This is a genomic window from Paenibacillus sp. FSL H7-0737, assembly GCF_000758545.1.
Taxonomy (GTDB): Bacteria; Bacillota; Bacilli; order Paenibacillales; family Paenibacillaceae; genus Paenibacillus_AQ.
The window spans coordinates 1,449,561-1,475,233 of record NZ_CP009279.1 but is presented as its reverse complement, the minus strand read 5'-3'; the positions used below and the strand labels follow the sequence as shown (position 1 = coordinate 1,475,233).

Annotated in this window: 20 protein-coding genes; 2 read left to right on the top strand and 18 right to left on the bottom strand. The window is 42.7% G+C overall.

From position 1 onward, the window contains the following. Positions 1-85 precede the first annotated feature (85 nt). The 9 genes from H70737_RS06495 to ilvB form a co-directional block, all read right to left on the bottom strand. The gene (locus H70737_RS06495; RefSeq protein ID WP_042185723.1) at positions 86-1,819 is read right to left on the bottom strand and encodes an extracellular solute-binding protein; all 1,734 of its coding nucleotides are present in this window, start codon (positions 1,817-1,819) and stop codon (positions 86-88) included. A 125-nt stretch (positions 1,820-1,944) separates the two neighbouring features. After that, a complete protein-coding gene (locus H70737_RS06490) occupies positions 1,945-3,285 on the bottom strand; it encodes a response regulator transcription factor (RefSeq protein WP_042185721.1) in 1,341 nt (446 codons plus the stop codon). A 2-nt stretch (positions 3,286-3,287) separates the two neighbouring features. Next, positions 3,288-5,027, bottom strand: a complete 1,740-nt coding sequence (locus tag H70737_RS06485) for a sensor histidine kinase (protein ID WP_042185719.1) — start codon at positions 5,025-5,027, stop codon at positions 3,288-3,290. A 130-nt stretch (positions 5,028-5,157) separates the two neighbouring features. Beyond that, entirely contained in the window at positions 5,158-6,000 is an 843-nt protein-coding gene (locus H70737_RS06480) for an MBL fold metallo-hydrolase (protein WP_052404186.1), read from the bottom strand. Positions 6,001-6,289: 289 nt separating this feature from the next. Then, positions 6,290-10,132 carry a collagen binding domain-containing protein gene (locus tag H70737_RS06475; RefSeq protein WP_042185717.1) on the bottom strand — a complete coding sequence of 1,281 codons (3,843 nt, stop codon included), beginning with the start codon at positions 10,130-10,132 and terminating at the stop codon, positions 6,290-6,292. Between the two features lie 330 nt (positions 10,133-10,462). Then, positions 10,463-12,004 (bottom strand): 2-isopropylmalate synthase, encoded by a 1,542-nt coding sequence (locus H70737_RS06470; RefSeq protein WP_042125095.1) that lies wholly within the window; start codon positions 12,002-12,004, stop codon positions 10,463-10,465. Between the two features lie 102 nt (positions 12,005-12,106). Next, complete coding sequence (ilvC, locus tag H70737_RS06465) at positions 12,107-13,099, bottom strand: ketol-acid reductoisomerase (protein WP_036679485.1); 993 nt, start codon at positions 13,097-13,099, stop codon at positions 12,107-12,109. Between the two features lie 179 nt (positions 13,100-13,278). Next, positions 13,279-13,767, bottom strand: coding sequence for an acetolactate synthase small subunit (ilvN, locus tag H70737_RS06460; protein ID WP_170880323.1), 489 nt, complete (start codon positions 13,765-13,767; stop codon positions 13,279-13,281). After that, positions 13,764-15,506, bottom strand: coding sequence for a biosynthetic-type acetolactate synthase large subunit (gene ilvB, locus H70737_RS06455; protein ID WP_042125091.1), 1,743 nt, complete (start codon positions 15,504-15,506; stop codon positions 13,764-13,766). Before ilvB ends, ilvN begins: the two co-directional genes overlap by 4 nt. Positions 15,507-16,096: 590 nt before the next feature. Here ilvB and H70737_RS06450 point away from each other — a divergent pair. Beyond that, positions 16,097-16,543, top strand: a complete 447-nt coding sequence (locus H70737_RS06450) for a GNAT family N-acetyltransferase (protein WP_042125089.1) — start codon at positions 16,097-16,099, stop codon at positions 16,541-16,543. A gap of 22 nt (positions 16,544-16,565) precedes the next feature. Here H70737_RS06450 and H70737_RS06445 read toward each other — a convergent pair whose 3' ends face one another. The 5 genes from H70737_RS06445 to H70737_RS06425 form a co-directional block, all read right to left on the bottom strand. Further along, positions 16,566-16,919, bottom strand: a complete 354-nt coding sequence (locus tag H70737_RS06445) for a hypothetical protein (protein ID WP_042185715.1) — start codon at positions 16,917-16,919, stop codon at positions 16,566-16,568. A 200-nt stretch (positions 16,920-17,119) separates the two neighbouring features. After that, positions 17,120-18,076, bottom strand: coding sequence for an ABC transporter permease (locus tag H70737_RS06440; protein WP_042125085.1), 957 nt, complete (start codon positions 18,074-18,076; stop codon positions 17,120-17,122). Next, entirely contained in the window at positions 18,077-19,150 is a 1,074-nt protein-coding gene (locus tag H70737_RS06435) for an ABC transporter permease (protein ID WP_042125082.1), read from the bottom strand. Then, entirely contained in the window at positions 19,143-20,681 is a 1,539-nt protein-coding gene (locus H70737_RS06430; RefSeq protein ID WP_042125080.1) for an ABC transporter ATP-binding protein, read from the bottom strand. Before H70737_RS06430 ends, H70737_RS06435 begins: the two co-directional genes overlap by 8 nt. Before the next feature lie 179 nt (positions 20,682-20,860). Next, positions 20,861-21,916 (bottom strand): BMP family lipoprotein, encoded by a 1,056-nt coding sequence (locus H70737_RS06425; protein WP_042185713.1) that lies wholly within the window; start codon positions 21,914-21,916, stop codon positions 20,861-20,863. 307 nt (positions 21,917-22,223) lie between these two features. On the opposite strand from H70737_RS06425, the gene H70737_RS06420 reads away from it, so the two are divergent. Then, on the top strand, positions 22,224-22,766 hold the full coding sequence (locus H70737_RS06420; protein ID WP_042185711.1) for an acyl-CoA thioesterase: 543 nt from the start codon (positions 22,224-22,226) through the stop codon (positions 22,764-22,766). Positions 22,767-22,905: 139 nt separating this feature from the next. On the opposite strand, the gene rplT is transcribed toward H70737_RS06420, so the two are convergent. The 4 genes from rplT to H70737_RS06400 form a co-directional block, all read right to left on the bottom strand. Continuing rightward, complete coding sequence (rplT, locus tag H70737_RS06415) at positions 22,906-23,265, bottom strand: 50S ribosomal protein L20 (protein WP_042125073.1); 360 nt, start codon at positions 23,263-23,265, stop codon at positions 22,906-22,908. Between the two features lie 31 nt (positions 23,266-23,296). Beyond that, complete coding sequence (gene rpmI / locus H70737_RS06410) at positions 23,297-23,497, bottom strand: 50S ribosomal protein L35 (protein ID WP_036679507.1); 201 nt, start codon at positions 23,495-23,497, stop codon at positions 23,297-23,299. A gap of 60 nt (positions 23,498-23,557) precedes the next feature. After that, positions 23,558-24,055: a translation initiation factor IF-3 gene (gene infC / locus H70737_RS06405; protein WP_042125071.1), complete on the bottom strand. Its 498-nt coding sequence runs from the start codon at positions 24,053-24,055 to the stop codon at positions 23,558-23,560. Between the two features lie 279 nt (positions 24,056-24,334). After that, positions 24,335-25,573, bottom strand: a complete 1,239-nt coding sequence (locus tag H70737_RS06400; RefSeq protein ID WP_042185708.1) for a glycosyltransferase family 2 protein — start codon at positions 25,571-25,573, stop codon at positions 24,335-24,337. Positions 25,574-25,673: the final 100 nt, after the last annotated feature.

Genomic DNA, 25,673 nt, shown 5'->3' with positions numbered 1-25,673 from the left:
GCCCTCCTCACCAACTTACTCATTTTAAAACGGGAGGTGAGTCGGCTCACCCGACTCACCTCACCCGCTTTCTTGTCCCTATGATTTATTTCGTAGCTTCCGTGCTATACCATTCATTGACCTCATCGATAATTTCATTACCGCCAAGTGCCTTCCAGCTATCCACGAATTTATCGAAATCATCAAGAGAACCACCCATGATAATCTTGGTAAAGGACTCTTGCATCAACTTATCCAGCTGACCGCCCTTTTCCACTACTGTTGGTGTAGGAAGACCGTAAAACTCGTTGTATACAAATTGTTGATTTTCTTTAATTTGTCGTGTTAAGCCCCAGCCACCGTCTTTTGCAGCCCGGCTATAATATTGACCCCAGTTTACACCTTTGGTAGCGTTAGATGTGTCGCCTGCCAGGAAGTCCTTAGTCGCTTTAAAAGTATCCGCAACGGTCTTATAATTTGCATCGTTTATTGTAATTTCAGTCTGATTAGCATCGAGCGCTTTGTTTACTTCCCTGTAAATCGTATCAATATCAACAGGGTTGGCAATCCGTGGGTTAAACCAGTTGTATACATAGCCATCTGCCGCTTTGTTCTTATCCTTGTATTTCTTATTACCAACTTCGATGTAGAAATTGAGCATCTTAATCGCTGCTTCTGGGTTCTTCATCTTTTTGTTCACAACGAAAATTTTGTTGCTGCGGATTTTTGGAACGAGTGATTTAGCTGGACCATCAATCCCTGGAAGCTGAATTGCAATCCAATCCGCCTTTTGATCTTTGTCTACGCTGGAGTTAAGCGGCCAGTTCGGATACCACCACTCTCCGTAGGAAATACCCACTTTACCTGCAGTCAGATCTTCTACAGCCTTATTCTCATCCTTTAGTGCAAACTCTTTATCAATAATTCCATCTTTATACCATGCTTGTAGCTTACCGAGTGCAGTCTTCACTTCAGGCTGAATCAATCCCGGTAACAATTTGTCATCGCCGCCTTTAATCCAAGCCGATTGTTTATCACCAACGGAAGGATAAGCACCGAATCCATTAAAGAAACCTCTGACATCAAATCCCCAAAAGAAGAGATTCTTTTGCATGGCGATACCATAGGTGTCATTCTTACCATTCTGATCTGGATCATTATGTGTGAATGCTTGTGCAACTTTCTCAAGCTCATCGATCGTCTTCGGTGCCTGTAAACCTAGATTATTAAGCCAATCTTGACGAATCCATAGCAGCTGCGTGGATAAGAAGGGATCTTCAAATGCAGGAATACCTAATTGCTTACCATCCGCACTGAACGTTTTCATCGCGAATCCACCATCTGAGTCCATATAAGCCTTAAGAGCTGGTGACGCATATTGTGCATAAGCATCTGTCAGATCAGCAAGCATATCTTGCTTTTTAAGTTTCTCATAGTTCTTCTGATCAACTTCTATCACATCGGGTAGATCCCCCGATGCCATGGCAAGCGAGAACTTCTGCTCAAACTGGGCAGAGGGAACGGTCCATTTGTATTTCACTTCAATATTCATCATCTCTTTGAGATCTTTCAGGTAGGCATTTTGTTCCGGTGTTATTCCGCTTGGAGTTCTTGGATCTTCTGGTGGATTATATCCTAGTATTTCTGTAACAGTGACCGTTTCCGGGTATTTCCCTAGTGGATCAGGTGCTGTGGCGCTGTCTGTCGCACTATTCGTAGTCTCTTCCTTAGGCGTAGATGGTGCATTCGCATTTCCATTCCCTTGACTTCCACATGCTGACAATAATGAAAGAATCATCGTTACTGACAAAATAATTTTCCATGGTCTCATTTTTTTCATCTGAACGCTTCCCCCCTTTGTTTGCTGCAATTCTTGTTGTTAATCAGTGTTCCTAGTTATTATTTTAGTCACAGAGGAAACCGCTTTCAATTTCACTTTTTTTACATCACTTTCACTTTATTTACTTATTTTGAATTCCGATAATCCTGTGGAGATAAACCCATTTTGCGTTTGAAGAATGTTGTAAAGTAGGATGGTGATTCAAAACCGACCCGGATGGCGATTTCATTTAATTTCAGAGTTGTATTCTTCATCAGCTGCAGAGCAACATGCAGCTTCGTCGACTGGATATACTCTAATAAATTTTGTCCTGTCGTCTGTTTATAATAACGAGATAAATAGGACGGATTAAGATGCACCTCTGCAGCAATTGAGGTAAGCGATAGATCCCCAGATAGGTTCTCCTGCACAAATTGGTGAATTTGTTCGATGATTAGCGTCTTGAAATCTTCCTGCTCGATTCCTCCAGCTTTGTGCATCGTATCCTCAAGTTGACTTAGTTTCTCAAGGTCTAGGATAAGCATGTGCTGACCTAATAAAGCTCTCTTTAGAATCATAGAGCGCACTGCTTCAACTTGAAGATGGATTGATTCCCAATGGTTAAGTAAATCCCCCGATATTCCGAATGAAACGCAGACACTTAGCAGCTCATCACACTCATTCTGTACAGGCTCTAATATCCCTCTCATATAAGCAACGATTCCAGGCCAATTCACCCCTTGATCTGGATAGTCACTACGAAAGCGATTCAGCAATCCTTCATCTGGTTGAAGCAGCCATATGAATACACGATCATCATAAATCACTTCTTCACATGCAATAGATGCAGGCAGGTGATCATGGAAAATACGCTGAACAGAGGGAGGCATTTTAAATTTAGGATCATCTAGTCGATCCAAGATACCAACAAGAAAGAATGAAGGACGATCTAATGCAATGCCGAACTCTACATCTTTGTAACGTACATTATTGAGTATAGAAGTAATAGACTCCCCGCTCAGCACCCGCTCCATCAGCTCTTTCTTTAGGAAGGAACTAGCGATTTGATAGTGCATTTGTGCCTTCTCCAATTGAAGTCTACGACGGTTCTCCTCGTCTAGCTTGTCGATTGCTGCCTTCACAGCTTGGAAAATAGGTTCAATTCCTTCCGTTTTCAGAATGTAATTGTCCACATTCTTACGAATCGCTTCGTATACATAATCAAATTCACTGTATCCTGTAAGGAAAATCACTCGGCATAATGGCCAATAATAGACGATTTCGTCCACGAGCTGGAGACCATTCTTCTGAGGCATACGAATATCGCTAACCAAAATATCCAATTTCGTTTTCTTAGCAATTTCAAGAGCTTCGCTTGAGGAGTAAGCTTTTCGTATATCCAGTTCAAATTCTGAGTTATCCTGAAACAGTTGGACTAATCCATTCACAATCACAGGCTCGTCATCTACGATTAGTAATCTATACATAATCACACTTCCTTACTCTCATATTTAACTATCAGTTCTACCCTCAATCCTCCGTATTTGCTGCGTGAGACAAACAAGCCATTATCTGGTCCGTACTTCAATTGGAGTCTATTATTAACGTTGATTAATCCCGTCTTCTCAACTTGTTTCAGACCCATCGCAAGTTTCTTCTGCAAGTACTCTATTTCCTCATCTTTTAAAAGATTACCGTTATCTTCAATTGTGATAATTACTATTCCCTCTTCGCATTCGGCACCAATATAGACAACCCCTTGTCGGGAGTCGTCTTCGAAAGCATGCTCGAAAACATTCTCAACAATCGGCTGAATAATCAGCCTCGGTACTAAAATCGTGTTCGCCAAAACGGGTATTTCTTCATATTCGAAAGAAATACGATTCGAGAAGCGAATACACTGAATTTCACAATAATCAAGCGCATGCTGATACTCCTTAAAGAAAGCCACCTCGTCCGATCCACTTCTTGTGATGTATTGGTAGTAGCTCCCTAGCTTTTGTGAGAGCTCAGCCGCACTATCGGAATCTCCTACTTTACACATCATGTAAATATTAAAGAAGCTGTTATAGAGAAAATGCGGGTTAATCTGTGACTGCAATTGCTTCAACTGCGAATGCTGCAGGGCAATCTTCTGTTCATAATTCTCCTCAATAGAACGCTTAAGTCTAGAAGCCATGCGATTAAAACTATTAAATATATAGTAAAACTCATCTTTGGTCTTTGACTCGATGACTAAATCAAGATTATCCGTTTCTACCATACGGAATGTCTTAACCAATTTGGATAAGGGCCTATGAATCATTAGATTTACCGAATAAGAATAAAGTATCATTACCACAATAGCGATGACGAAAGAGGCATATAGTAGTGTATTAAATTGGCTTAAGGGCCTTGTGATTTCATTCTGATTCACGTACATAATCAAGGATAGATTCAAAGAACTGATAAAGTTATGGGCAATAAAGTAACTTTTACCGTTCACCTTGTTTATTTCTGGGATATCGGAATTAAACTGATCCTGTTTGGTGATGAGCCTAAGGACCTCAGTAGATACTAACTGATCGTCTGTAGTAGATAGAATATTGCCCAGCTCATTACTTCCCAAAAATACCTCCGATTCTTGATATAAGGTTGCGATTTGATTTAGTGCCTCCAATAGCTTACCTTTTGAGATTTCAATATACGACCAAAGCTCCGCATTATCTCCTATTTCTATAAGGAAAATCGCATCACCGCTCCGATAGAATGAAGGCTTCTGCTTAACCTTAAGTAACGAGGAAATTTTCTCGTACTCCATATTAGGAATGGCCGTGACCCCCGTCTTACCAGAGATCGTTTTGCCCAGAGACTTAATATATACCCCGGCGTTAACCACATATTCGCTTGAGGCAATGATCCGATTCAATAGATCTTCAGCATTACCGATTAATTCTACCTCTTCATACTTTTCTAAACTTTCGCCTCGGAAACTAAGCTTCTGTATGTTTTTATCTTCTTGAAATTGTAATTGTTGATTGCGGATGAAATATATCTCTTTATCCAGTTGCTTGGAATAGAATGACGCCCCAGCCAGGGATGAGTCCAAAATCGTATTTTTGGTGAATGACATCCCCTTATAATTCACCCAAATATTCATCGAAATGAGCGGAATCAAAAAGACGATAAATACGATGACAACTTTCTGATAGACGAACCATTTTACTTTTCCCGTAGCCAGCAGCTTCATTCTCTACCTCCGTATCTACTCATTTTGAGCCCTTAAAGCTATAAAAAAGACCCGTAAAGTAGTCCTTTCCTCAAGGGAGGATTTTACGGGTAATGACTATTCTTTTAATTATAGATAGACTATCATCACGTCATGCTAAGAAGACTTTCATCCCATCATAGGAAATGATGAAATTCTCCTCTGCTGTATTCTTAACTAAAGTATCATGCAACTCTGCGCTGTAGTGAGAGAAATGAGTCAGAATAAATGATGTACTAGTATCACAACTATTTTGGTCAAGCAAACGTTCTCTTACAATCCGACAACCGGAGATCCCCATATGATAATCATATCTATCCTCTAGCCCATAATTACAATCCAGACTAACAACGTCCAGGTGCTTATCACGTAGATAATTGAAGGTTTCATCAATGAATATACCACTATCATTGCCGTATAAGAATCTTGTGTTATTCTGCTCAAGTAGATAGATAAAGCTATGTTCATCCGGCTTGTGATGGGCTGGCAATGCGGTTACTGTCACTTCTCCTAGAGTGAAGGGCATGAAAGGTTGTATGATATGAAACTCGTAAAAAGGATCTTCAATCGTATCGGTTCCATAATCATAGCGAAGAGCTGACTTCATCGTTTCTTCTACCGTTTCATTTCCGTAAATATGCAGTTTTTTTCCACTCTCCTGCAGCTGACAATACCAATGTTCATGCCTCATCATGAGCTCTGCTGCTGCAAAATGATCCGTATGCGAATGCGTAACAATCAAATGATTAACTTTCCCCAAATCCAATTTGTAACGAAGCTTATTCATATACATGTCAGGTGAGAAATCCAGCAGCAAATCAGAGTTAATAAGCGCTCCTGTACGAGCGCGAATATTCTTGCCACCAAGCTCCATCGCCATAGAGCAACGTTCACATTGACAAAATAAAGCTGGATAACCCTCGCTTGCTCCAGTTCCTAAATACATAAATTCCATGGTATCATCTCCCAGCGCATTTTATGATAGCGCTTACTAATTAGTAAAAAAAAGATATATACTAAATAGTGTCGCTGGCGCTACATTACGAATAATGAGTGAAAATCCCATTTTCGTCAAGGTTCACTTCGTTGGGAGTTGGGTAGTAAGTGAAGAAGGTTATGAAACGAGTAGCCATAGACCAAAAATAAAGAGCAAGGCTCCTCCAATAACAGGAGGAGCCTTGCTCCGTTGACTTTTATCCTATGGGTGTTGAGTGCCGGGACAGCACCCTTATCATTACGATATATTAATTACTTCGTTTAAATCTTCGAGCTAACACAAATCCCACAAGAACTAGACCTCCACCTACTAAGTAAATAGGAAGTGCACTGTCTTCTCCCGTTTTCGGAAGCTCTGTTGGTTTACTGCTGTTATCCCCTGGTTCTTTCACTGTACCTGTCGGTACTTCCTCGACATCAATCTCGATCTCGATCTCTTCTTCATTTCCATTCTCATCTGTCACAATGATCGTGAACTTGTCTTTGCCAATGAAGCCTGGATCTGGTGTATAAATCCACTTGCCATCCTTAGTAATTGTCACCTTACCATGATCTGGCTTTTCACCGACACTCGGCACGCCCCCAAGTGGGATTTCACCTTCAAGAGGAACTTCCTCATCTGTAGTCAGTTTCTCTACAGGTGGCGTCACCTTCGGAACAATAGGCGTGCTAGTTGGCACCGCCGTAATAGTTGGTGTTGCTGTTGGTGCTACCGTTGGTGTCGCCACCACAGGTGTTGCGGATGGAGTAGCCGTAACGATTACTCCCGGTATTGACGTCGGGGTCGACACAGGGAAAATTGGATTGTCTGGCGTCGACGTAGGTGTTACTGTCGACACAGGTGTTTCCGTCGGTGTTGCTGTCGGCGTTGCCGTCGGTGTTGTTGTTGGTGTTGGTGTTGCTGTTGCTGTCGGCGTCGGTGTTGCTGTCGGCGTCGGTGTTGCTGTCGGCGTCGGCGTTGCTGTCGGCGTCGGCGTTGCTGTCGGCGTCGGCGTTGCTGTCGGCGTTGGTGTTGCTGTCGGCGTCGGTGTTGCTGTCGGCGTCGGTGTGACCGTTGGCGCCGGTGTTACTGTCGGAGCGGGTGTTGCTGTTGGTGTTGGAACTTTATTCTTCACCTCAAGACTTACCCCTGTCGTCAAGGCAATAGTCACTTCATGTGGTGTTTGATCAAGTACATAACCCACAGGTGCTGTTTTCTCAATCACTACATATTTCCCACCGGTTAGCTTGGTAAATTCGAGTATCCCATTTATATCTGTAGTACCGTCCTTTATCCAGATCTTATCGTTGTCAACAACGCGATATAGATCAAATGTAGCTCCACTTAGTAGCTTTGCAGGATTACTAAAGTCTATCTTCGTAATGGTCAGGGGTCCTCTTACACCACTTCCTGTTCCAGAACCGCTGGAAAGCTTAACTGTAATTTCCTTGGTACTTTCATTTGTTATTACCTTGACGTTCTTACCATCAAAACTAACTTTATTGGTTACTTTATCATTGTTCTGTGCTGTAATCAGGGAGTCATATTTCAGAATATAAGCCTCCGAAATATCCTTTAGGAAACTAAGCTCAAAGCTTTCCTTTCCATTGCTGTCCGCAGTAATCTCCAGCTTATAATCCGTATCTTTGATCAACTCTTGATTGGTTGGTGTTATAGTCCCATCAGCTTTAACAGTCGTTTTATAGACATGAAAAGTATTAGACAGTAGGATCTGATTATCACTCGGAATATCTGTAATTACCGCTTCTTTTACAAAAGATTGGTTACGGTTGATGTTAACTGTCCAATGTATTTTATTGCCGTCCTGATCGCCGCCTTTATTAACGTATTCCCCACCTTGTGGAATACTAACAGTGGCTTCCAGTTTTGCGGATTCTTCTTTCGTACCGTCATACAATATGGCTGTATTTTTAATTTCATTTGAATCAATCGCTTGATCAGCGAATGTAGTTTTGAAAGTGACGTAGAACGCATAATTAATGGTTTTATTAAATGTCACCTTCAGCTCATTACCATTTAGCTTCACATTATAATCAGCGGAATTCACGTTAGCTTGAGGAGAAGGATCACCATTCTTCCCATATTCCCATTTATAAACTTTTACAGAATCCTCGTTGACGACTTGCCCAGCCGAAATGGTATCTACCAATTGTGCTTGGCTTAACGTTTTCTGATTATAATTGGCACCAATATTCCAGGTGATCTCTTTGGTTACAGCATTGTAGGACCCACTCTTTTTCCCATTTTTTTTAACTTCATCTCTTGGATTAAAGGTTGAGGTCGCTTCTTTATGCTTTGGCTCCTGTACCCCATTCACCGTTTCTTTCCAATCGAGTGCACCTTTATTTGAAAATTGCGTTTTGCCCGAAGCCAGCCAATCATAGTTAAAGCTTGTTGTATAAGTAATAGTATAAGGCTCATTAATTGAACCATTAAAAGTAATTACAAACCCATCGTCCACTGCAGGTGGATTATGATCATTGTAAACAACAGTATGAACGGTAGCAGTTCCACCTTTGGTCGGTTTAACCTTTAATGTGCCAGGAATTAGCTTTAATCCCGCGTTGCCAAAAGTATCGGTCACCACTAAATTTTCCATAGTCTTGCTGTCATCGTTAATTTGAATCGTCCAATCAATAGTCTTTGTCGCATAATTAACATTGCTATAGTTCTTATGAAGAATTTGCTGTTTAATATCGCGATTTCCAGTTTCTGATTTTCCATCATAAGTAATCTTGTTCGTAATTTGGCCATCATCAAATACACGGCCATTTGCTTTTGTCTGATATTCAATTCGGTAAGCAGAACTTAAATCATTGTTGAATTTCAGATCAAAACCATTTAACCCCGTTGCAGTTGTTGGCGTCACCGTATATTCGCTTGAAGCAAGTTCTGCGCCTTTGATCCCTTTACCATTGCTGTCAATCGTTACCGGATAGACTTTGACAGAGGTAGGGATTAAATCTTGGGAGTTGTTAAACATATCCTTTAAGATAGCATTTGCCGCTAAAATTGTTTTTTCATTGTAATTGAAATTAACAGCCCAAGAAATCGTCTGAGTTGCCGCATCGTATCCAGTGGACTCTTTCGACAGCGGCTTGCCGCGCCCAACTGTAACTGTAGTACTAGCTTTCTTAGAAATCCCGCCATCCCCAGTTAGAATAGCCTCATTATAGAACGATGCTGCATCTATACCTGAACCGGTAATATCTGTATAAAATTGAACTCGATAGGCCTTGGTAATCGGGTTATCCGTAAATTTAAGTTTAAGCTCACCTGAAGAGGAGGCGGATACATCATACTTGCCGCTATTCACCAAACTACCAAGACTTGCAGTCCCATCGACATTCACGTCAAGCTCATAAACAGCAATAGATACGGTATTTAAAGACAATCCCAAAGGAAGCTTGTCTGTAACCTCTGCATTGTAAACACTATCCAGAACCTTGTTTACATCAACCGTCCAAGCAATGCTTGTTGGGTTATAATACTGCGGTTTCGGTGAACCGTTTTTTTCTATCGTAGAGCTAACCTTTGGCTTAAAATTAAGCTCAATGGTCTGAGTTCCTCCCTGAATAGGGAATGTTATTGTCTGCTTAGCAGAGCCTGTAATCTTTTTGGAGCTCAGTAGCGACCTTACTGTAAAGGTGCCGCCCACTTGATCATGGGATTCAATATATTTGTTAAATGTGAATACAACTTTATTGGTATTTTTGTCAACCGTATAAGTCCCTACAGGCTCATCGTCAAAAATGAGATTACCATTCAGATCATTATAAAGTTCAAACTGTGTTGGAAGATCAAACGTAAAGGTAGAACCCTCCTTATACCCATGCCCATCTGAAATTGCCCATGTATAGTTTAATTCCGAATAGGAATCAAGCTGATATACGCTTTCCGTAACCGTATTTGTGTATTTATCATCGGTGTATACTGCAAGCGAAACACTAGTAATGAGATTATCTCCAATCACAGTACCATTTCCACTCGCATATGCTGGCGTATTGAACCCGAAGCCAAAGCTATAAGCCCACTGCGTCACAAGTAATAATACTATGAGCCATGCGCTTATTTTCTTTTTTGATAACATTATTAAAATGCCTCCTTTTCAATTCGTTTATTGTGCTTTCCCAAGTTCTATACTTTGGATCTTGTGCTCTTATGCTCTAATGCTCCGCAGTGACCTCCTTGATTTTTTCTCCTTCTACTAATCGCCATGCTTACATCTATTGTAAATAATGCATCTATACATAATCTGAACAGAGTCCTGTACAAGTCTTTTCCATACTTTTTCTTCCAAATAAAAAAACAGGGATATGCGATGTAAACTCGCATATCCCTGTCGTATCTCATGTATTCTCTTCTAGATCTTAATAGTAAGCGTAATACTACTTAAAAAATAAAAAATACAATGTACATTTTATATACTTGCGTGGTCACGTTTGGTGTAAGTTTTACGCTTCTCTAGAAGCTTGTTAAGCGCATCAATATAAGCACGGGCACTCGCTTCCAGAATATCGGTGCTAAGTCCACGACCCTGTGCAGCAACTTCACCCTGCGACAGTACTACATGAACCTCGCCCTGTGCATCTTTACCACGGGAGACGGATTTAATGGAATAGTCCCCAAGGGTAACTTCCTCACCCGTGGCTTTATCAATTGCATTGTAGATGGCATCTACAGAACCATTGCCTTCTGCCTCTGCTACAATAGGCTCCGCTTCCGGACCATCGATAATCACCTTAGCAGTTGGAACAGCTTTATTACCGTAAGTAACGTAAATCGTCTGAAGTCTGAATACTTCTGGCGTATCAATTAGTTTCTCTTCAATTAATGCCAAAATATCTTCATCCGACACTTCTTTTTTCTTATCCGCCAAATCCTTAAATCTCGAAAAAGCTGTATTAAGCTCTTCTTCGGATAAATCATACCCTAGATCACTTAACTTATCGCGGAAAGCATGGCGTCCAGAGTGCTTACCAAGTACCAGTTTGCTCTCTTTAAGTCCAATGGTCTCCGGTGTCATGATCTCATAAGTGGTTTTCTCTTTCAGCATTCCGTCCTGGTGAATACCCGATTCATGAGCAAATGCGTTAGCTCCTACAATCGCTTTATTCCCTGGAACCACCATACCTGTCAGCTTGCTGACCAAGCGACTTGTGCGAGAAATCTCGGACAAAGTTAAGGAAGTTTTTGCGCCAAAGAATTCAGCACGTGTCTCCAGCGCCAATGCCACTTCTTCAATCGCTGTGTTCCCGGCACGTTCACCGATCCCGTTGATCGTTCCTTCGATCTGATCTGCACCATTCTGAATCGCGGCTAACGTATTGGCCGTAGCCATGCCAAGGTCGTTATGACAATGAGCACTAAGCTGTACGCGTTCAATATCAGGCACATTCTCTTTTAGATATTTAAAGATAGCTCCGTACTCAGAAGGATTCAAATAACCCACAGTATCCGGGATATTAACAACATTAGCCCCTTCCCGGATAGCCATGCCGACCATTTCAGCCATGAAATCATACTCCGTACGGCCCGCGTCTTCTAATGAAAACTCGAGCTTAGGGAAATATTTCTTAGCGTATCGGATAGCAGACTGTGCAGTTTCCAACACCTGAGCCTTATCCATCCGCAGCTTATGCTGCCGGTGAATAGGAGATGTAGCTAGAAAAATATGAATACAAGGGTCCTGCGCTCCCTGTAGTGCTTCTTTTACAGCATCAATATCTGTCTCTCTAGAACGAGAAAGGCCGATTACCGTGACGTTCTTCACAGCTCTTGCCACCGCATTAACAGAAGCTAGATCACCTGGAGAAGCTGCTGGAAAACCCGCTTCCATGCGATCAATTCCCAGCTTCTCTAACTGGTAAGCGATCTCCACTTTCTCACGCGTGTTGAGGTTCACACCTGGTGACTGCTCTCCATCTCGCAGTGTCGTATCGAACACATAAATTTTCCGCATGCTAAGCACCTCCCAAAAATTGTGCTAAAACTCTCAAATGCGGCTCGCAAAGTCACGGCCGCATTTGAAGGTAATACTATTTAATCATAAGTATGATTATAATTATTTCTTAATCCAGTGCATCATTTCACGCAATTGGCTACCTACAACTTCTACTGGGTGAGCAGCTTCGTTGCGGCGAGTAGCGGTAAGGAAAGCACGTCCGGATTGGTTCTCAAGGATAAAGTCACGAGCGAATTTACCTTCTTGAATATCTGTCAGAACAGCTTTCATAGCTTTTTTAGTATCTTCAGTTACAATGCGTGGTCCAGTTACATAGTCACCGTACTCAGCAGTGTTACTGATGGAATCGCGCATGCTGGACAATCCGCCTTCGTATACCATGTCAACGATCAGTTTCAATTCGTGCAGACATTCGAAGTAAGCCATTTCAGGAGCATAGCCTGCTTCTGTCAAAGTTTCGAATCCAGCTTTGATCAGTGCGGATACACCACCACAAAGTACTGCTTGTTCGCCGAACAAGTCGGTTTCGGTTTCTTCGCGGAAAGAAGTTTCGATAACTCCTGCACGTGTACAACCAATACCTTTTGCATAAGCAAGACCGATTTCTTTCGCTTTACCTGTTGCATCTTGTTCGATAGCAATCAAGCCAGGAACGCCAAAGCCTTCAACATAAGTACGACGAACCATGTGACCTGGAGATTTTGGTGCTACGAGCAGCACGTCCGCATCTTTAGGAGCAACGATTTGTCCAAAGTGTACGTTAAAGCCGTGGGAGAACATCAAAGCTGCGCCTTTTTTGAGGTTTGGTTCCACTTCATTTTTATATACGGATGCTTGAGTTTCATCTGGCATTAAGATTTGCACAACATCTGCACGGGATACTGCTTCAGCTACTGGCAATACTTCAAAACCGTCATTTTTCGCAGTTTCAAAAGATTTACCTTCACGAAGACCGATGACAACTTGAAGACCACTGTCACGTAGGTTTTGTGCTTGGGCATGTCCTTGGCTACCGTACCCGATTACCGCAATTGTCTTTCCTTTTAATACACTAAGTTCTGCATCCTGTTCATAGTACGTTGTAACTGCCATTGTCAATATCCTCCTTTAATTTGAGACCCATCATAAAGAGCGGGTGCTTCAAGAGAACTGGATTCGTCGATTAGATCAAGCTGCTCCTCAAGCTCCCGCTCTTTAGCGGGAATGTCATTCATATCATATCAGATTAATGCAATCAAGCAGTAATCCGTTAAAGTCGCAAAATAAACTATTTAAGAGTTGCCACGTACCATAGCCGTAACACCTGTGCGAGACAGCTCTCTGATTCCATAAGGCTTCAATAGCTCGATCATCGCGTCAATCTTTTGTGTCTCCCCAACTACCTGCACCAGTATAGTGGTGCTGCCGATATCGACAACTGAAGCACGGAAAGTCTCAACTACACCCAAAATTTCCGGACGCTCACTTGGATCAGCATTCACTTTAATCAGAGCCAGCTCGCGTGCAACCATAGGCTTAGCTCCAAGATCAACAACTTTGATAACATCAATTAGCTTATAGAGCTGCTTCTCGATTTGTTCAAGGGTATGCTGGTCGCCAAGAGTAACGATAACCATCCGGGATAATCCAACCTCTTCGGACTGGCCGACTGTAATACTCTCAATATTAAATCCACGGCGACCGAACAAGCCTGACACCCGTTGAAGCACACCTGGCTGGTCATTTACGAGTACAGAAATCGTATGTCTTGTCACTGTTATTCATCCCCCATCAGCATATGATCGATGGTTGAACCTTGAGTTACCATCGGGTAGACATTCTCGTCTTTTGGAACAACGAATTCTACCAATACTGGACCCGGTGTTTCCAGAGCTTTCTGCCATGCATCACGTGCTTCTTCCTTATTCGTCGCCCGTAGACCTTTTACACCATAGGCCTCAGCCAGCTTAACGAAATCCGGACTACCTGCAAGGTCAGTATAGCTATAACGTTTGTCATAGATAAGATTCTGCCATTGGCGAACCATTCCAAGCACTTGATTATTAATAACAACGATTTTGACAGGTATATTGTTAATCGCACAAATCGCCAGCTCTTGGGAACACATTTGCATACCGCCATCCCCGTTAATCGATACTACCAACCGTTCAGGATGTGCCATTTGCGCACCGATAGCTGATGGGAATCCGAAGCCCATCGTTCCAAGACCACCTGAAGTAATCCATGAACGCGGATGATTGAACTTGTAATATTGTGCTGCCCACATTTGATGCTGGCCAACGTCCGTAGTAACAATCGCTTCACCATTAGTGGTGTCATTAATCATTTCAATAACCCATTGTGGTTTAAGCTCTGTCTCCGAATCTTTATACCGAAGTGGCTGATCAAGCTTCGACTGCGCGATATGCGTTCTCCAAGCATCAGCCTTAGATGCACGGCCAACCTCAGGAATCAGCATTTCCAGTACAGTTTTTACATCTCCAACGATCGGAATATCAGGCGATACATTTTTTCCGATTTCTGCAGGATCGATATCGATATGCACGATCTTGGCTTTTGGCGCGAAGCCGTCCAGCCTACCCGTAACACGGTCATCGAAGCGGGCACCGATATTAATGAGCAAATCGCATTGCTGAATCGCATTGTTTGCGGTATATGTGCCATGCATACCTGGCATTCCCATCCAAAGCTCTTCAGCACTTGGGAAGGCTCCAAGTCCCAGCAGGGTTGTAGTTATTGGAATCTCTGTCCGTTTCACGAATTCGAACATAGCCTCATGTGCTCCGGAGTAGATAACTCCACCACCTGCAATGATAATCGGACGTTCAGCAACCTCAATCGCACGAACCAGTTTATCAAGCTGCAGTTTGTTTGGAACTGTACAAGGGTTGTAGCCACGAAGATTTACGGTCTTCACTGGTGTGAACAACGTCTTTGCTGCCGACACATCTTTCGGTATATCGATCAATACTGGACCTTTACGACCGGTATTCGCCACATGGAAAGCTTCATGTATTACGCGAGGGAGATCCTCAACATCTCTTACAAAGTAGCTGTGCTTAGTGATTGGCATCGTGATTCCAGTTATGTCTGCTTCCTGGAAAGCATCTGTACCGATCAGGCTTGAGAAAACGTTACCTGTGATTACGACCAATGGAGTGGAGTCCATATATGCTGTAGCAATACCTGTTACAAGGTTTGTTGCGCCTGGACCCGAGGTTGCGATACACACCCCTGGTTTGCCACTTGCTCTAGCATAACCGTCAGCTGCATGAATCGCTCCTTGCTCATGACGTGTTAACACGTGATTGAAATCCGTAAAACCGTACAATGCATCATAAATGTACAATACAGCTCCACCTGGATATCCGAATACTGTGTCTACACCCTCCAATACAAGGCTGCGGAGTAGTATTTCCGAACCGGTAATAACTTCCGGCTCCATCCATTTTTCTTTTAGCTGCTCTGTAGACCGTAATTCCGGTATTTGCGCGCTCATCAGTATTCCTCCTCCGATATTTAACATTCATTATGCAAATGACGGACCGTCCTCTATACATCAGCAAATAGTTATTTATAAAACAAAAAAACCTTCCGCCTCCCACGCACAGTATTAGCGCGTGAGGGACGAAAGGTTGATCTTCCGTGGTACCACCCATGTTTGCATTACATCTCGCGATGCAACGCCTTATCAGGTATACAAAAATCCATCGATGTAGGCAAGGGCCCTAATCTCTGTAACCTGAAGTCCGTAACGCGGACTAAACGATTCCCCCTAATAATTCCACCACTCTAGCCAGTGGACCTTTCAGGGAAACAGCTCCGAGGTGAGCTCGTATATAAGGGATTTCGGTGGAGGTTGCAGCAAATCCTCACACTCTCTGAGCAAAAGAGCCCTTAAAACTTCGTCCTCATCATTGCCGATACAAGTATGTTCGTTAAAATGTTTAGACACATTATATGATTCCTATCACGGATAGTCAATACCCTTATTTTTAAAATCGTCACAACTCCTGCTTCTACCCTCTCGGAACGCCTGCCCCTCTCCCAACATATGATGTACGACAATGCGTGGAAAGGGGACGCTCTATGATTCGTTATCGTCGACCGAAGCAGGATGACGTTGTTATTTTTGATTTAATCGAGCGACAGCTCGTTCCATTATCTCATCTGCCGCAAACTGAAATCACTAAAATCAAAAAGGATTTACCCCGTCGTCTAGGACACGGAATCACACTTGTCACCTGTCCCGACTATGAAAGCGATCCAAACGGGTTTGTCCATTTCTTGCTGCATGGTGATTTACTCTACATCGATATGCTAGCCATTGCACCAGATGCTCGGCGAAAACACTTGGGAAATATGCTTATGGATCGGGCAGAAAGATTTGCACTTTCTCGCGGTTGTCATCGTTCTAAGGTATCTGTCGATCTAGGGAATGCAGCAGCGCTAGCCTTTTATCGAAAATTGGGCTACAGCGTAGCCCGTTATCAATCGCTAAGTTTTTGTTACGAGCTTGAGAAACGATTCTCCTAGCCAAAGCAGCACTTATCGGAACTCAAAAGAATCCAAAAGGTGAATATGGTGTGCCTCCGTACCCATAACCTCCATAAGGAGTTCCATATCCGTAACCGCCACCATAAGGTGAAGCTCCACCATAGCCTCCTCCATAGCCTCCTCCATAACCTCCACCATAAGCATAAGGGGCAGTACCAATGGCGAGCAAATCAAACAACACTAATGGAATGATTGCTTTAGTTTGTACTTTTTTACCACTTACACGTTGCAAAATAAGACGATTTCCTGATACACGAAGCAGCTTTCCTGTAACCTGTGTGCCATCTTTTTTCACAGCGATGATCTGTTTACCTATGAGCCTCATAACCTGCTTTTTCGTAACTGGCTTAGTCATAATATCCCCTCCAAAAAGTTTTGCATGCCTCTGATTCCCACCATCTTCAAAACAGTTTATTCGCACAAAAGTACCTTCGCCTGTACACTTGCCCTTACCTCTTAATGTTTATCCATATCGATCCTAACAAAAAAAGCCGTATCTCCGGAAAAGTCCGGAAATACGGCTTGATAATGATATAAGCAAAAAATCGAAAAGATCTAGCGTTTACCAGGATCGTAAGGCTGACCTAATGCCTTAGGAGCAGCGGAACGACCTACAGCACCCACCAATACAATGATCGTTAATACGTAAGGAATCATAAAGATGAACTCTTGTGGTATGTCCTTTGACCATTCAAACAATTGTACGTAGTTACGGATCGCTTGAGAGAATCCGAAGAATACAGCAGCGCCAAAGGCACCAAGCGGATTCCACTTACCAAAGATCATCGCTGCAATAGCGATAAAACCTTGACCTGAAATCGTATTATGCCCAAAGGTTCCAGTTGTAGTTAGAGTGATTGTAGCACCACCGATACCAGCCAGCAATCCACTCAGCATTACGCCGATATATCTCATCCGCTTCACCTTGACCCCTAAGGTGTCTGCAGCACTAGGATGTTCACCTACTGCGCGTAAACGCAGTCCAAATGGCGTTTTAAACAAAACGAAATAAATAACAATAACCAGCACAATGGCCAGATAAGTGGTCGGATAGGAATTAAATATCCCTTCACCGATCACTGGGATTTTGGAGAGTCCAGGAATTGAAACCTTGTTAAACCCATCGATTAGTGGAGTTTCAGCAGATCCATCAAACAGCAGCTTTACCATGTAGAGCGTACTGCCTGCGGCTAAAAAGTTAATAACCGTACCACTGATCGTCTGATCCGATTTAAAGGTAATAGCTGCAACTGCATGAATTAGTGAACCAATTACCCCGACGGCCATAGCACATAGTACGCCAATCCAAGGAGCCCATTCACCCATCCCAGCATCTTGAGCATAATAACCGCCTACTGCTGCGGCAAAAGCACCAAACATCATCAAACCTTCAAGTCCAATATTTACGACACCGGAGCGTTCAGAGAAGATGCCGCCAAGTGAGGCAAAAATGAGCGCTGTGGAAAAAACAAGCGTTGTATTAAGCAGTTGACCTAACGTCTGCAGATCCATCTATAACACCTTCTCTTTCTTGCGCTTGAAGTAAAAGGGCTTAAGCACCCAGCGCACAATCCCTTGTGCCGCAATAAAGAATATGATTGAACCTATAACGATACGAATAAGCTCTGGAGGAACATCTGCAGCAAAACTCATTCCTGCAGAACCATAAGTCAACGTACCATAGAGAATCGCAGCAAGAACAACACCAAGTGGGTGTGTTAAACCAAGTAGAGCCACTGCGATACCATCAAAACCATATCCTGGTGATGCCGCGAACACAGATTGATAATGGAATACACCCAGTACCTCCCCTGCTCCGGCCAACCCTGCAAATACTCCACTTATGAACATTGCTTTTACAACGTTACGGCCAACATTCATACCTGCGTACTCGGCAGCATGAGGATTGTAACCAACAGCACGCATTTCATATCCTTGCTTAGTCTTCCATAAGTAAACATAGAAGAATACTGCTGCGGCAAGGGCAATAGCTGTTCCCCAGTGCAGACGTGCATTGTCAAATAACGAATTCAAGAACGTCATAGAAAGTGAAGCTGGAATATCCTCGGAACGATTCTGTCCCGGGAGTAACAGAAATGCTCTTACAATATAATTCGACAAGTACAGAGCAACCCAGTTTAACATGATCGTGGTAATAACTTCATTAATCCCACGTTTGGCCTTCAAGTAGCCGGCGATGCCAGCCCACAGACCTCCACATAACCCCGCTATAATAACAGCAAGCGGAACCAATATGAATCCTGGCAAGGCTGCAAATTTAATGCCCACCACGGTCGCAGCTGTCATACCAATCATCACTTGTCCGTCTGCCCCGATATTAAACATCCCTGAACGGAATGCAAAGGCTACGGCTAAACCAGTGAGCATTAATGGCGTCATTTCGCGCACGGCTTCACCAAAGTTGTACAAGTTACCAAATACACGTGAGAACAGTGCGGAGTAAGCAGTTATCGGATCATAACCACCCATAAGCATAACTATTGCTCCCACAAGAAAACCAAGTACGATGGCGACAAGAGGAACGATATAGCTGTCAGTTGTGAAGATTTTTTTGAACTTATTCAACTGCCTTACCTCCCCGCTTCAAGCTGCCTGCCATCATAAGACCCAGTTCCTGGTCATTCGTATCCTGCGGGAACACTTCACCGACAATTTTGCCTTCATAGATAACAGCAATTCTGTCTGATACATTCATAATCTCGTCCAATTCAAACGAAATGAGCAATACAGCTTTTCCTTGGTCACGCTGTGCGATAAGCTGCTTTTGAACAAACTCGATAGCCCCAACATCTAGACCACGTGTTGGTTGTGCTGCAATAAGTAATGTCGGATCTTTATCTATTTCCCGAGCAATAATCGCTTTCTGTTGATTTCCGCCGGATAGAGAACGTGCTTTGGTCTGAATTGAAGGTGTACGCACATCAAATTGCTCCACAAGACCTTCAGCATATTTATCAATGACATCATTTTGCATAAAGCCATTTTTGTTATATGGACTTTTATAGTAAGTTTCCAGAACCATGTTCTCACTTACTGAGAAATCAAGCACCAAACCATGCTTATGACGGTCCTCTGGAATATGAGACACATTCATCTCCGTAATCTTACGCGGGGATAAATTAGCTATCTCGTTCCCGGACACCTGAATAGAACCAGAATCAATTTTACGCAGACCTGTAATGGCCTGAATCAGTTCACTCTGTCCATTGCCATCTACACCAGCTATTCCGAGAATTTCTCCGGCTTTCACATCAAAGCTAAGGCCGTCCAGCACTGAGACACCATCTTTACTCTTGCTGTTCACATCCTTCAGCTCGAGTACAGTTTTGCCAACCTCAGGAGCCTTCTTATCTACCTTGAAGGTTACGCCACGTCCAACCATCTTCTCAGCTAGTTCATTCGGATTAGTCTCTGCGGTATTTACGGTATCGATTACTTTTCCGCGTCTAATAATGGTGACCCGATCAGATATTTGCATAATTTCTTTAAGCTTATGCGTAATCAGGATAATAGATTTTCCCTCTGCAACAAGCCGCTTCATAATCGCCATCAATTCCGTAATTTCTTGAGGCGTAAGTACTGCAGTCGGCTCATCAAATATGAGAATATCCGCTCCGCGGTACAGGGTCTTCATAATTTCTACCCTTTGCTGCATACCTACAGAAATGTCATGAATAACGGCATTTGGATTCACTTGCAGGCCATATTGCTCCGATAGCTTCCGAACCTGTTCCGCAGCGGATTTATAGTCAATTTTAAGACCTTTCTTCGGCTCCATCCCAAGAACAATATTCTCGGTAACCGTAAAAGGTTCCACGAGCTTGAAATGCTGATGCACCATACCAATACCAAGCTCAATCGCTTTATTGGGATTATCAATTATAACCGGTTTCCCGTCGATTTCAATACTACCTTCGTCCGGTTGATACAATCCAAACACGATATTCATTAGGGTTGATTTACCTGCACCATTCTCACCGAGCAATGCAAGAATCTCACCCTTTTTTAAGGTCAAGCTAATGGAATCGTTAGCAACAATACCAGGAAATCGTTTTGTGATTTGCTTCAACTCTACGACAGGAGCCGCAGCACTCATGGAATCACCCTCATCACAGAATATATAACTACCATGCAGACACGGATGTACCGCCCTTTTCAAGACGGTATAACTGTGTCCAACTTATCATAACCAGTGCTTTAACAAGGAATAAGGCCAGCACATAACCGGCCTTATTCTTTGTTGCTTATTGTAATCCGATAAATAAAAGGGAGATCTTACTCGGTAGGAACTGTAATTGTTCCATCAATGATTTGTTTTTTGTAATCTTCAACTTTAGCCAAGATCTCTTCAGAAACGTTAACTTTAGATGTATCAGAGATACCTACACCATTGTCTTTCAAACCAAGAACAGTTGTAGTACCACCTTTGAAAGTACCATCGATTACTTCTTTGGAAACCTTCTTCACAGCTTCGTCAACGCGTTTGATCATAGAAGTCAAAGTTACGTCCGTACCAAATTCAATGGATTGGTCTTTGTCTACACCGATAACCCATACTTTAGCACCGCCAGCTTTGTTACGGGATTTAGCTTCGTTAAATACGCCATTTCCTGTTGCACCAGCTGCAGGGAAGATGATGTCATTACCATCGTTATACAATGTAGCTGCAAGAGATTTACCAGTATCTGGCTTGTCATATGCACCTGCATAAGTAATTGTAACTTTAGCGTCAGGCTTAACTGCTAATACACCAGCTTTGAAGCCTACTTCAAAACGTTTGATTACTGGGCTTTCCATACCGCCGATAAAAGCTACTTTGTTAGTTTTTGTAGTCAAACCAGCAACCACACCAACCAAGAAGGAACCTTCGTTCTCAGAGAAAGTAACGGATGCTACGTTAGGAGCATCTACAACGCTATCGATAATTGCCAAGTTAGCATTTGCGTTCTCACCAGCAACCTTTTTAATTGCGTCGCCAAGATCAAAACCAATACCCCAAGTCAAGTTGTAGCCATCTTTAACGAATTGGTTAAGGTTTGGCTCATAGTCAGCGTTTGATTTACTTTGCAAATATTTAACGGAAGAACCTGTTTCTTTTTCAAGAGCTTGTAATGCTTCCCATGCGGATTGGTTAAACGATTTATCGTTTACGCCTCCGATGTCAGTAACCATACCAAATTTGAAATCAGATTTTGCGGCATTTGTTCCGCCATTTGTTCCTGCATTAGTCTCGCCATTTGCAGCATTCTTAGCGTTGTTGTTTCCACAACCGGCCAATACTACTGTGAATGCCAGCAACATTACAAGAGATAGCTTGAAAACTTTTTTCATTGAATGTGATCCCCCTTAAAATATTGGATGTCATCTGTGTTCTACTTGGACATTCCATAGATCAAATTATAACTGCAATAAAATCTAAAATCCAGTCCATAAATGACCTCAGGTCAATAAATATTTGTACTTTTTCGTAAGTAACCGCTTTCCATGACACGACATGTTATCATCATGTTTGAATGATGTTAGAAAACCTTATTTTACTTTGTATAGTATTCCAACACATTACAAATATTATTGCACACTTATGTGTTTTCTATTATTATGATTGCTTAGTATTTGCACTGAAAGGAAGTTATCAGATATGACCGATGAAAAAAATCCACAAACGATGCCAGCTTTTAAATATTGCCGTGAATCCCGTGTCTTCAAAACCGGACGCGTTTTCCCTAATGATGTTAATAATCACAAAACATTGTTTGGCGGTAAGCTTATGAGCGGCATTGATGAAGTAGCCTCCATCTCAGCTATGCGCCATTGCCGTGCCAATGTCGTTACAGCCTCTACAGACTCTGTTGACTTCTTGAGGCCCATCCGACCTACAGACTCCGTATGCTTCGAATCCTTCGTTTCTTGGACCGGACGTACAAGCATAGAGGTATTCGTAAAGATCATTTCAGAAAACTTATATACGGGTGAGCGCGCCGTCGCTGCCACTTCATTCCTTACCTTTGTTGCAGTTGGGGAGGATGGTACTCCCACTCCAGTTCCTGCCATAATCCCAGAAACCGATGAAGAGAAATTGATCAGCGAATCAGCTAATGAACGTTCTGAGCTACGTAAAGTAAGAAGAACCATCAGTAAAAAGCTCGCTGCCGAGCTCAATACTGTAAAGTACTGGGAATAACTCTGCATTAAGCAGAGTTTTTTTCTCGTTTTTTTACGGCAGAGAAATCATTTCCTCATTCTATATACTTCATACCACACAAAAAAGCACCGCTGCATGGGCAACACGCAGGCGGTGCTTTTCGATTATATTACAACACTTACGCGTTGATTTTCTCTTTGGCAATACCAGCCAAGGAGTTGAATGCGTTAAGATCATTTACAGCCAGATCAGCCAGCATCTTACGGTTAACTTCTACACCAGCCAATTTCAGGCCGTATACAAGCTTGCTGTAAGAAAGACCGTTCAAACGAGCTGCTGCATTAATACGAACGATCCACAGTCTGCGGAAGTTACGTTTAGTTTGACGACGGTCGCGGTAAGCGTAAACCATCGATTTCATTACTTGTTCTTTAGCTGTTTTAAAAATGCGGTGTTTAGAACCGAAATAACCTTTTGCCAATTTCAATACTTTTTTATGTCTACGACGAACTACAAATCCGCCCTTAACTCTTGCCATATTAATAAACCTCCCAAAAATGTGTGATAAACTATTTCAAGTTAGCCAATCCTTGTTTCAAACGTCTTACATCCCCAGGGGCCATTACTGGATTACCGTTCAGAACGCGCTTAGCGCGTTTAGATTTGTGGGACAGCAAGTGGTTTTTGTGAGCTTTGTAACGTGTTACTTTACCAGTTCCGGTAATTTTGAAGCGGCCTTTCAGGCTGCTATGTGTTTTCATCTTAGGCATGGTGTTTCCTCCTTGAATATTATGCGGCGCCAAATTGCATGTAAGCAAGTGACTCCAGATTTATTGGGCTTTAGGAGCCAAGATCATAATCATGCTGCGACCTTCCAGCTTAGGCTGGCGCTCAACAACAGATATATCAGCCACTTCGTTCTTAACACGCTCGAGGATTTTCTGGCCGATATTCGCATGTGTAATCTCACGTCCGCGGAAACGAACGGAGCACTTTACTTTATCGCCTTCACCCAAGAACTTGATCACATTGCGGAACTTGGTTTGATAATCATGTTCCTCAATGTTAGCACGGAACCAGACTTCCTTGATATCAACGATCTTCTGGTTCTTACGGGCTTCCTTCTCTTTCTTCTGCGTTTCATAACGGAACTTGCCGTAATCCATGATGCGGCATACCGGCGGCTTAGCCTGTGGTGCTACATTGACTAAATCTAGATTAAGATCGATCGCCATTTGCAACGCTTCGCGGATCGGTTTAATTCCGATTTGTTCACCTTCCGCACCAACCAACCGTACCTCTTTGGCCCGAATTTCATCATTGATCATATGTTCCTTACTGATAACTCTCCACCTCCGGATCTTTTTAACAACTATACTGCCTTACTCCATAAAAAAGGGGTGCCGGTAACACCCGACACCCCGTGTTTGATCAACGTTCATGAACATTAACATTCATAAAGCATTGAGATCAAAACCAGCCGGCGAATATGCCAGTCAGGTGAGAAGCAGGTGCTTCTTCTTGCAATCCCTATGATTTGCGTACTTGAATACTATACACCACTCCAAACGGAGTGTCAATTCTTTTATTCAATATTCTTAAATATCTTATACCTGCTTGCTTTGCACTTCTTCAAGTCTTACGACACGCGTATGCTTGGTATGGCTCCATTGCTTGTTGTTCTGCGTGAAGAACGCATAGAACGTAATAGGATACCAAGAGATCAGGTAAATTGGGAAGAACACCAGATAAGCGTACACCTTCTTAAATTTAACCTTCTCCAAAGCCATCGCAATCCCAAAGGTCACCAGATTCAAACCGATCGCAAGGAAACCGAGCCAGACTGGCAAGCTGCCGTAAATATTAGCAATATTCGGTCCGTTAAAGAGGGCCATATCCACCCACATTACCGCCGTCATCAAGAAGGTGAGCAAAACAATGTACACATTTGCTCCGTAAAGCGCAAGGTCAAACTTCGTTAAACTACGTTCTTTAATACTTTGCCAAAGTAATGGAAAAAAATAACGACGAGCTACAGTAAAGTGTCCTTGCATCCAGCGCAGACGCTGTCTTGAAGAGGCCTTGAAAGTTAGAGGCTTCTCATCAAATACCTTAGCGTCATAGTTGAACTTAGGATATACACCATGAGATGCACTGCGCATCGTAAACTCCAGATCCTCAACTAAGCTTGTAGCTCCCCAGCCCATCTCTTTAAGGAGATTGGTCTCGAAACACATTCCTGTTCCGCCAAGGAAGTTCGCCATATTCAAATTATGGCGTGAAAGTTGCCACAAACGGTTAATATACCAATACGACACACCATACGCTGCAGTAATCCAGGAGTCCTCTGGATTCTTGGTGTCAATATAACCTTGAATAACACGCGCTCCTGAACAAAGATCATTATTCATCTCCATCAGGAATTCAGTATGTGCCAGATTATCGGCATCAAACATTACAACTGCGTCATATTGACGCTGCATGCCCCAAAGCTCCTTGAGCATCCATTCAATGGCATAACCTTTACCACGTAGATTCGGGTTAGTACGGACACAAGCGTTCATTCCGTGCTCTCTAACAATGCGAGCTGTGCCATCTGTACAATTGTCACAAATTACAAATACGTCAAACAGTTCTGAAGGATAGTTTAGCTGCTTCAGGTTCTCCATTAACGCGCCGACGACTTCTTCCTCGTTATGTGCAGCAACAAGTACTGCAAATGTTTTTTCTGGCTTATACTTTGTCTTTGTCTTTTTCTTGTGCAGACCAAATAACGAAAAGGTAAACTGATATACTGCGATTGCTGCCAAGATCACTTGGAGCGTAACAAACAGTGCGTCTGTCATGACCTTTTGATGCCCCCTTTTTTCACTCTCGGTGTTCTTTTTTTTCTCTCTAGCTTGCTTGACGTTCCTTCTGACCCTTTTGTTGCATCCCTTAACAATA

Coding starts and splice junctions, on each gene's coding strand:
- H70737_RS06400 (WP_042185708.1), bottom strand. CDS start 25,573: ATGACAGACGCACTGTTTGTTACGCTCCAAGTGATCTTGGCAGCAATC.
- H70737_RS06445 (WP_042185715.1), bottom strand. CDS start 16,919: ATGACTAAGCCAGTTACGAAAAAGCAGGTTATGAGGCTCATAGGTAAA.
- H70737_RS06495 (WP_042185723.1), bottom strand. CDS start 1,819: ATGAAAAAAATGAGACCATGGAAAATTATTTTGTCAGTAACGATGATT.
- H70737_RS06490 (WP_042185721.1), bottom strand. CDS start 3,285: ATGTATAGATTACTAATCGTAGATGACGAGCCTGTGATTGTGAATGGA.
- H70737_RS06480 (WP_052404186.1), bottom strand. CDS start 6,000: ATGGAATTTATGTATTTAGGAACTGGAGCAAGCGAGGGTTATCCAGCT.
- H70737_RS06470 (WP_042125095.1), bottom strand. CDS start 12,004: ATGCGGAAAATTTATGTGTTCGATACGACACTGCGAGATGGAGAGCAG.
- H70737_RS06475 (WP_042185717.1), bottom strand. CDS start 10,132: ATGTTATCAAAAAAGAAAATAAGCGCATGGCTCATAGTATTATTACTT.
- H70737_RS06485 (WP_042185719.1), bottom strand. CDS start 5,027: ATGAAGCTGCTGGCTACGGGAAAAGTAAAATGGTTCGTCTATCAGAAA.
- H70737_RS06430 (WP_042125080.1), bottom strand. CDS start 20,681: ATGAGTGCTGCGGCTCCTGTCGTAGAGTTGAAGCAAATCACAAAACGA.
- infC (WP_042125071.1), bottom strand. CDS start 24,055: ATGATCAATGATGAAATTCGGGCCAAAGAGGTACGGTTGGTTGGTGCG.
- H70737_RS06450 (WP_042125089.1), top strand. CDS start 16,097: ATGATTCGTTATCGTCGACCGAAGCAGGATGACGTTGTTATTTTTGAT.
- ilvB (WP_042125091.1), bottom strand. CDS start 15,506: ATGAGCGCGCAAATACCGGAATTACGGTCTACAGAGCAGCTAAAAGAA.
- H70737_RS06425 (WP_042185713.1), bottom strand. CDS start 21,916: ATGAAAAAAGTTTTCAAGCTATCTCTTGTAATGTTGCTGGCATTCACA.
- rplT (WP_042125073.1), bottom strand. CDS start 23,265: ATGGCAAGAGTTAAGGGCGGATTTGTAGTTCGTCGTAGACATAAAAAA.
- H70737_RS06420 (WP_042185711.1), top strand. CDS start 22,224: ATGACCGATGAAAAAAATCCACAAACGATGCCAGCTTTTAAATATTGC.
- rpmI (WP_036679507.1), bottom strand. CDS start 23,497: ATGCCTAAGATGAAAACACATAGCAGCCTGAAAGGCCGCTTCAAAATT.
- H70737_RS06440 (WP_042125085.1), bottom strand. CDS start 18,076: ATGGATCTGCAGACGTTAGGTCAACTGCTTAATACAACGCTTGTTTTT.
- ilvC (WP_036679485.1), bottom strand. CDS start 13,099: ATGGCAGTTACAACGTACTATGAACAGGATGCAGAACTTAGTGTATTA.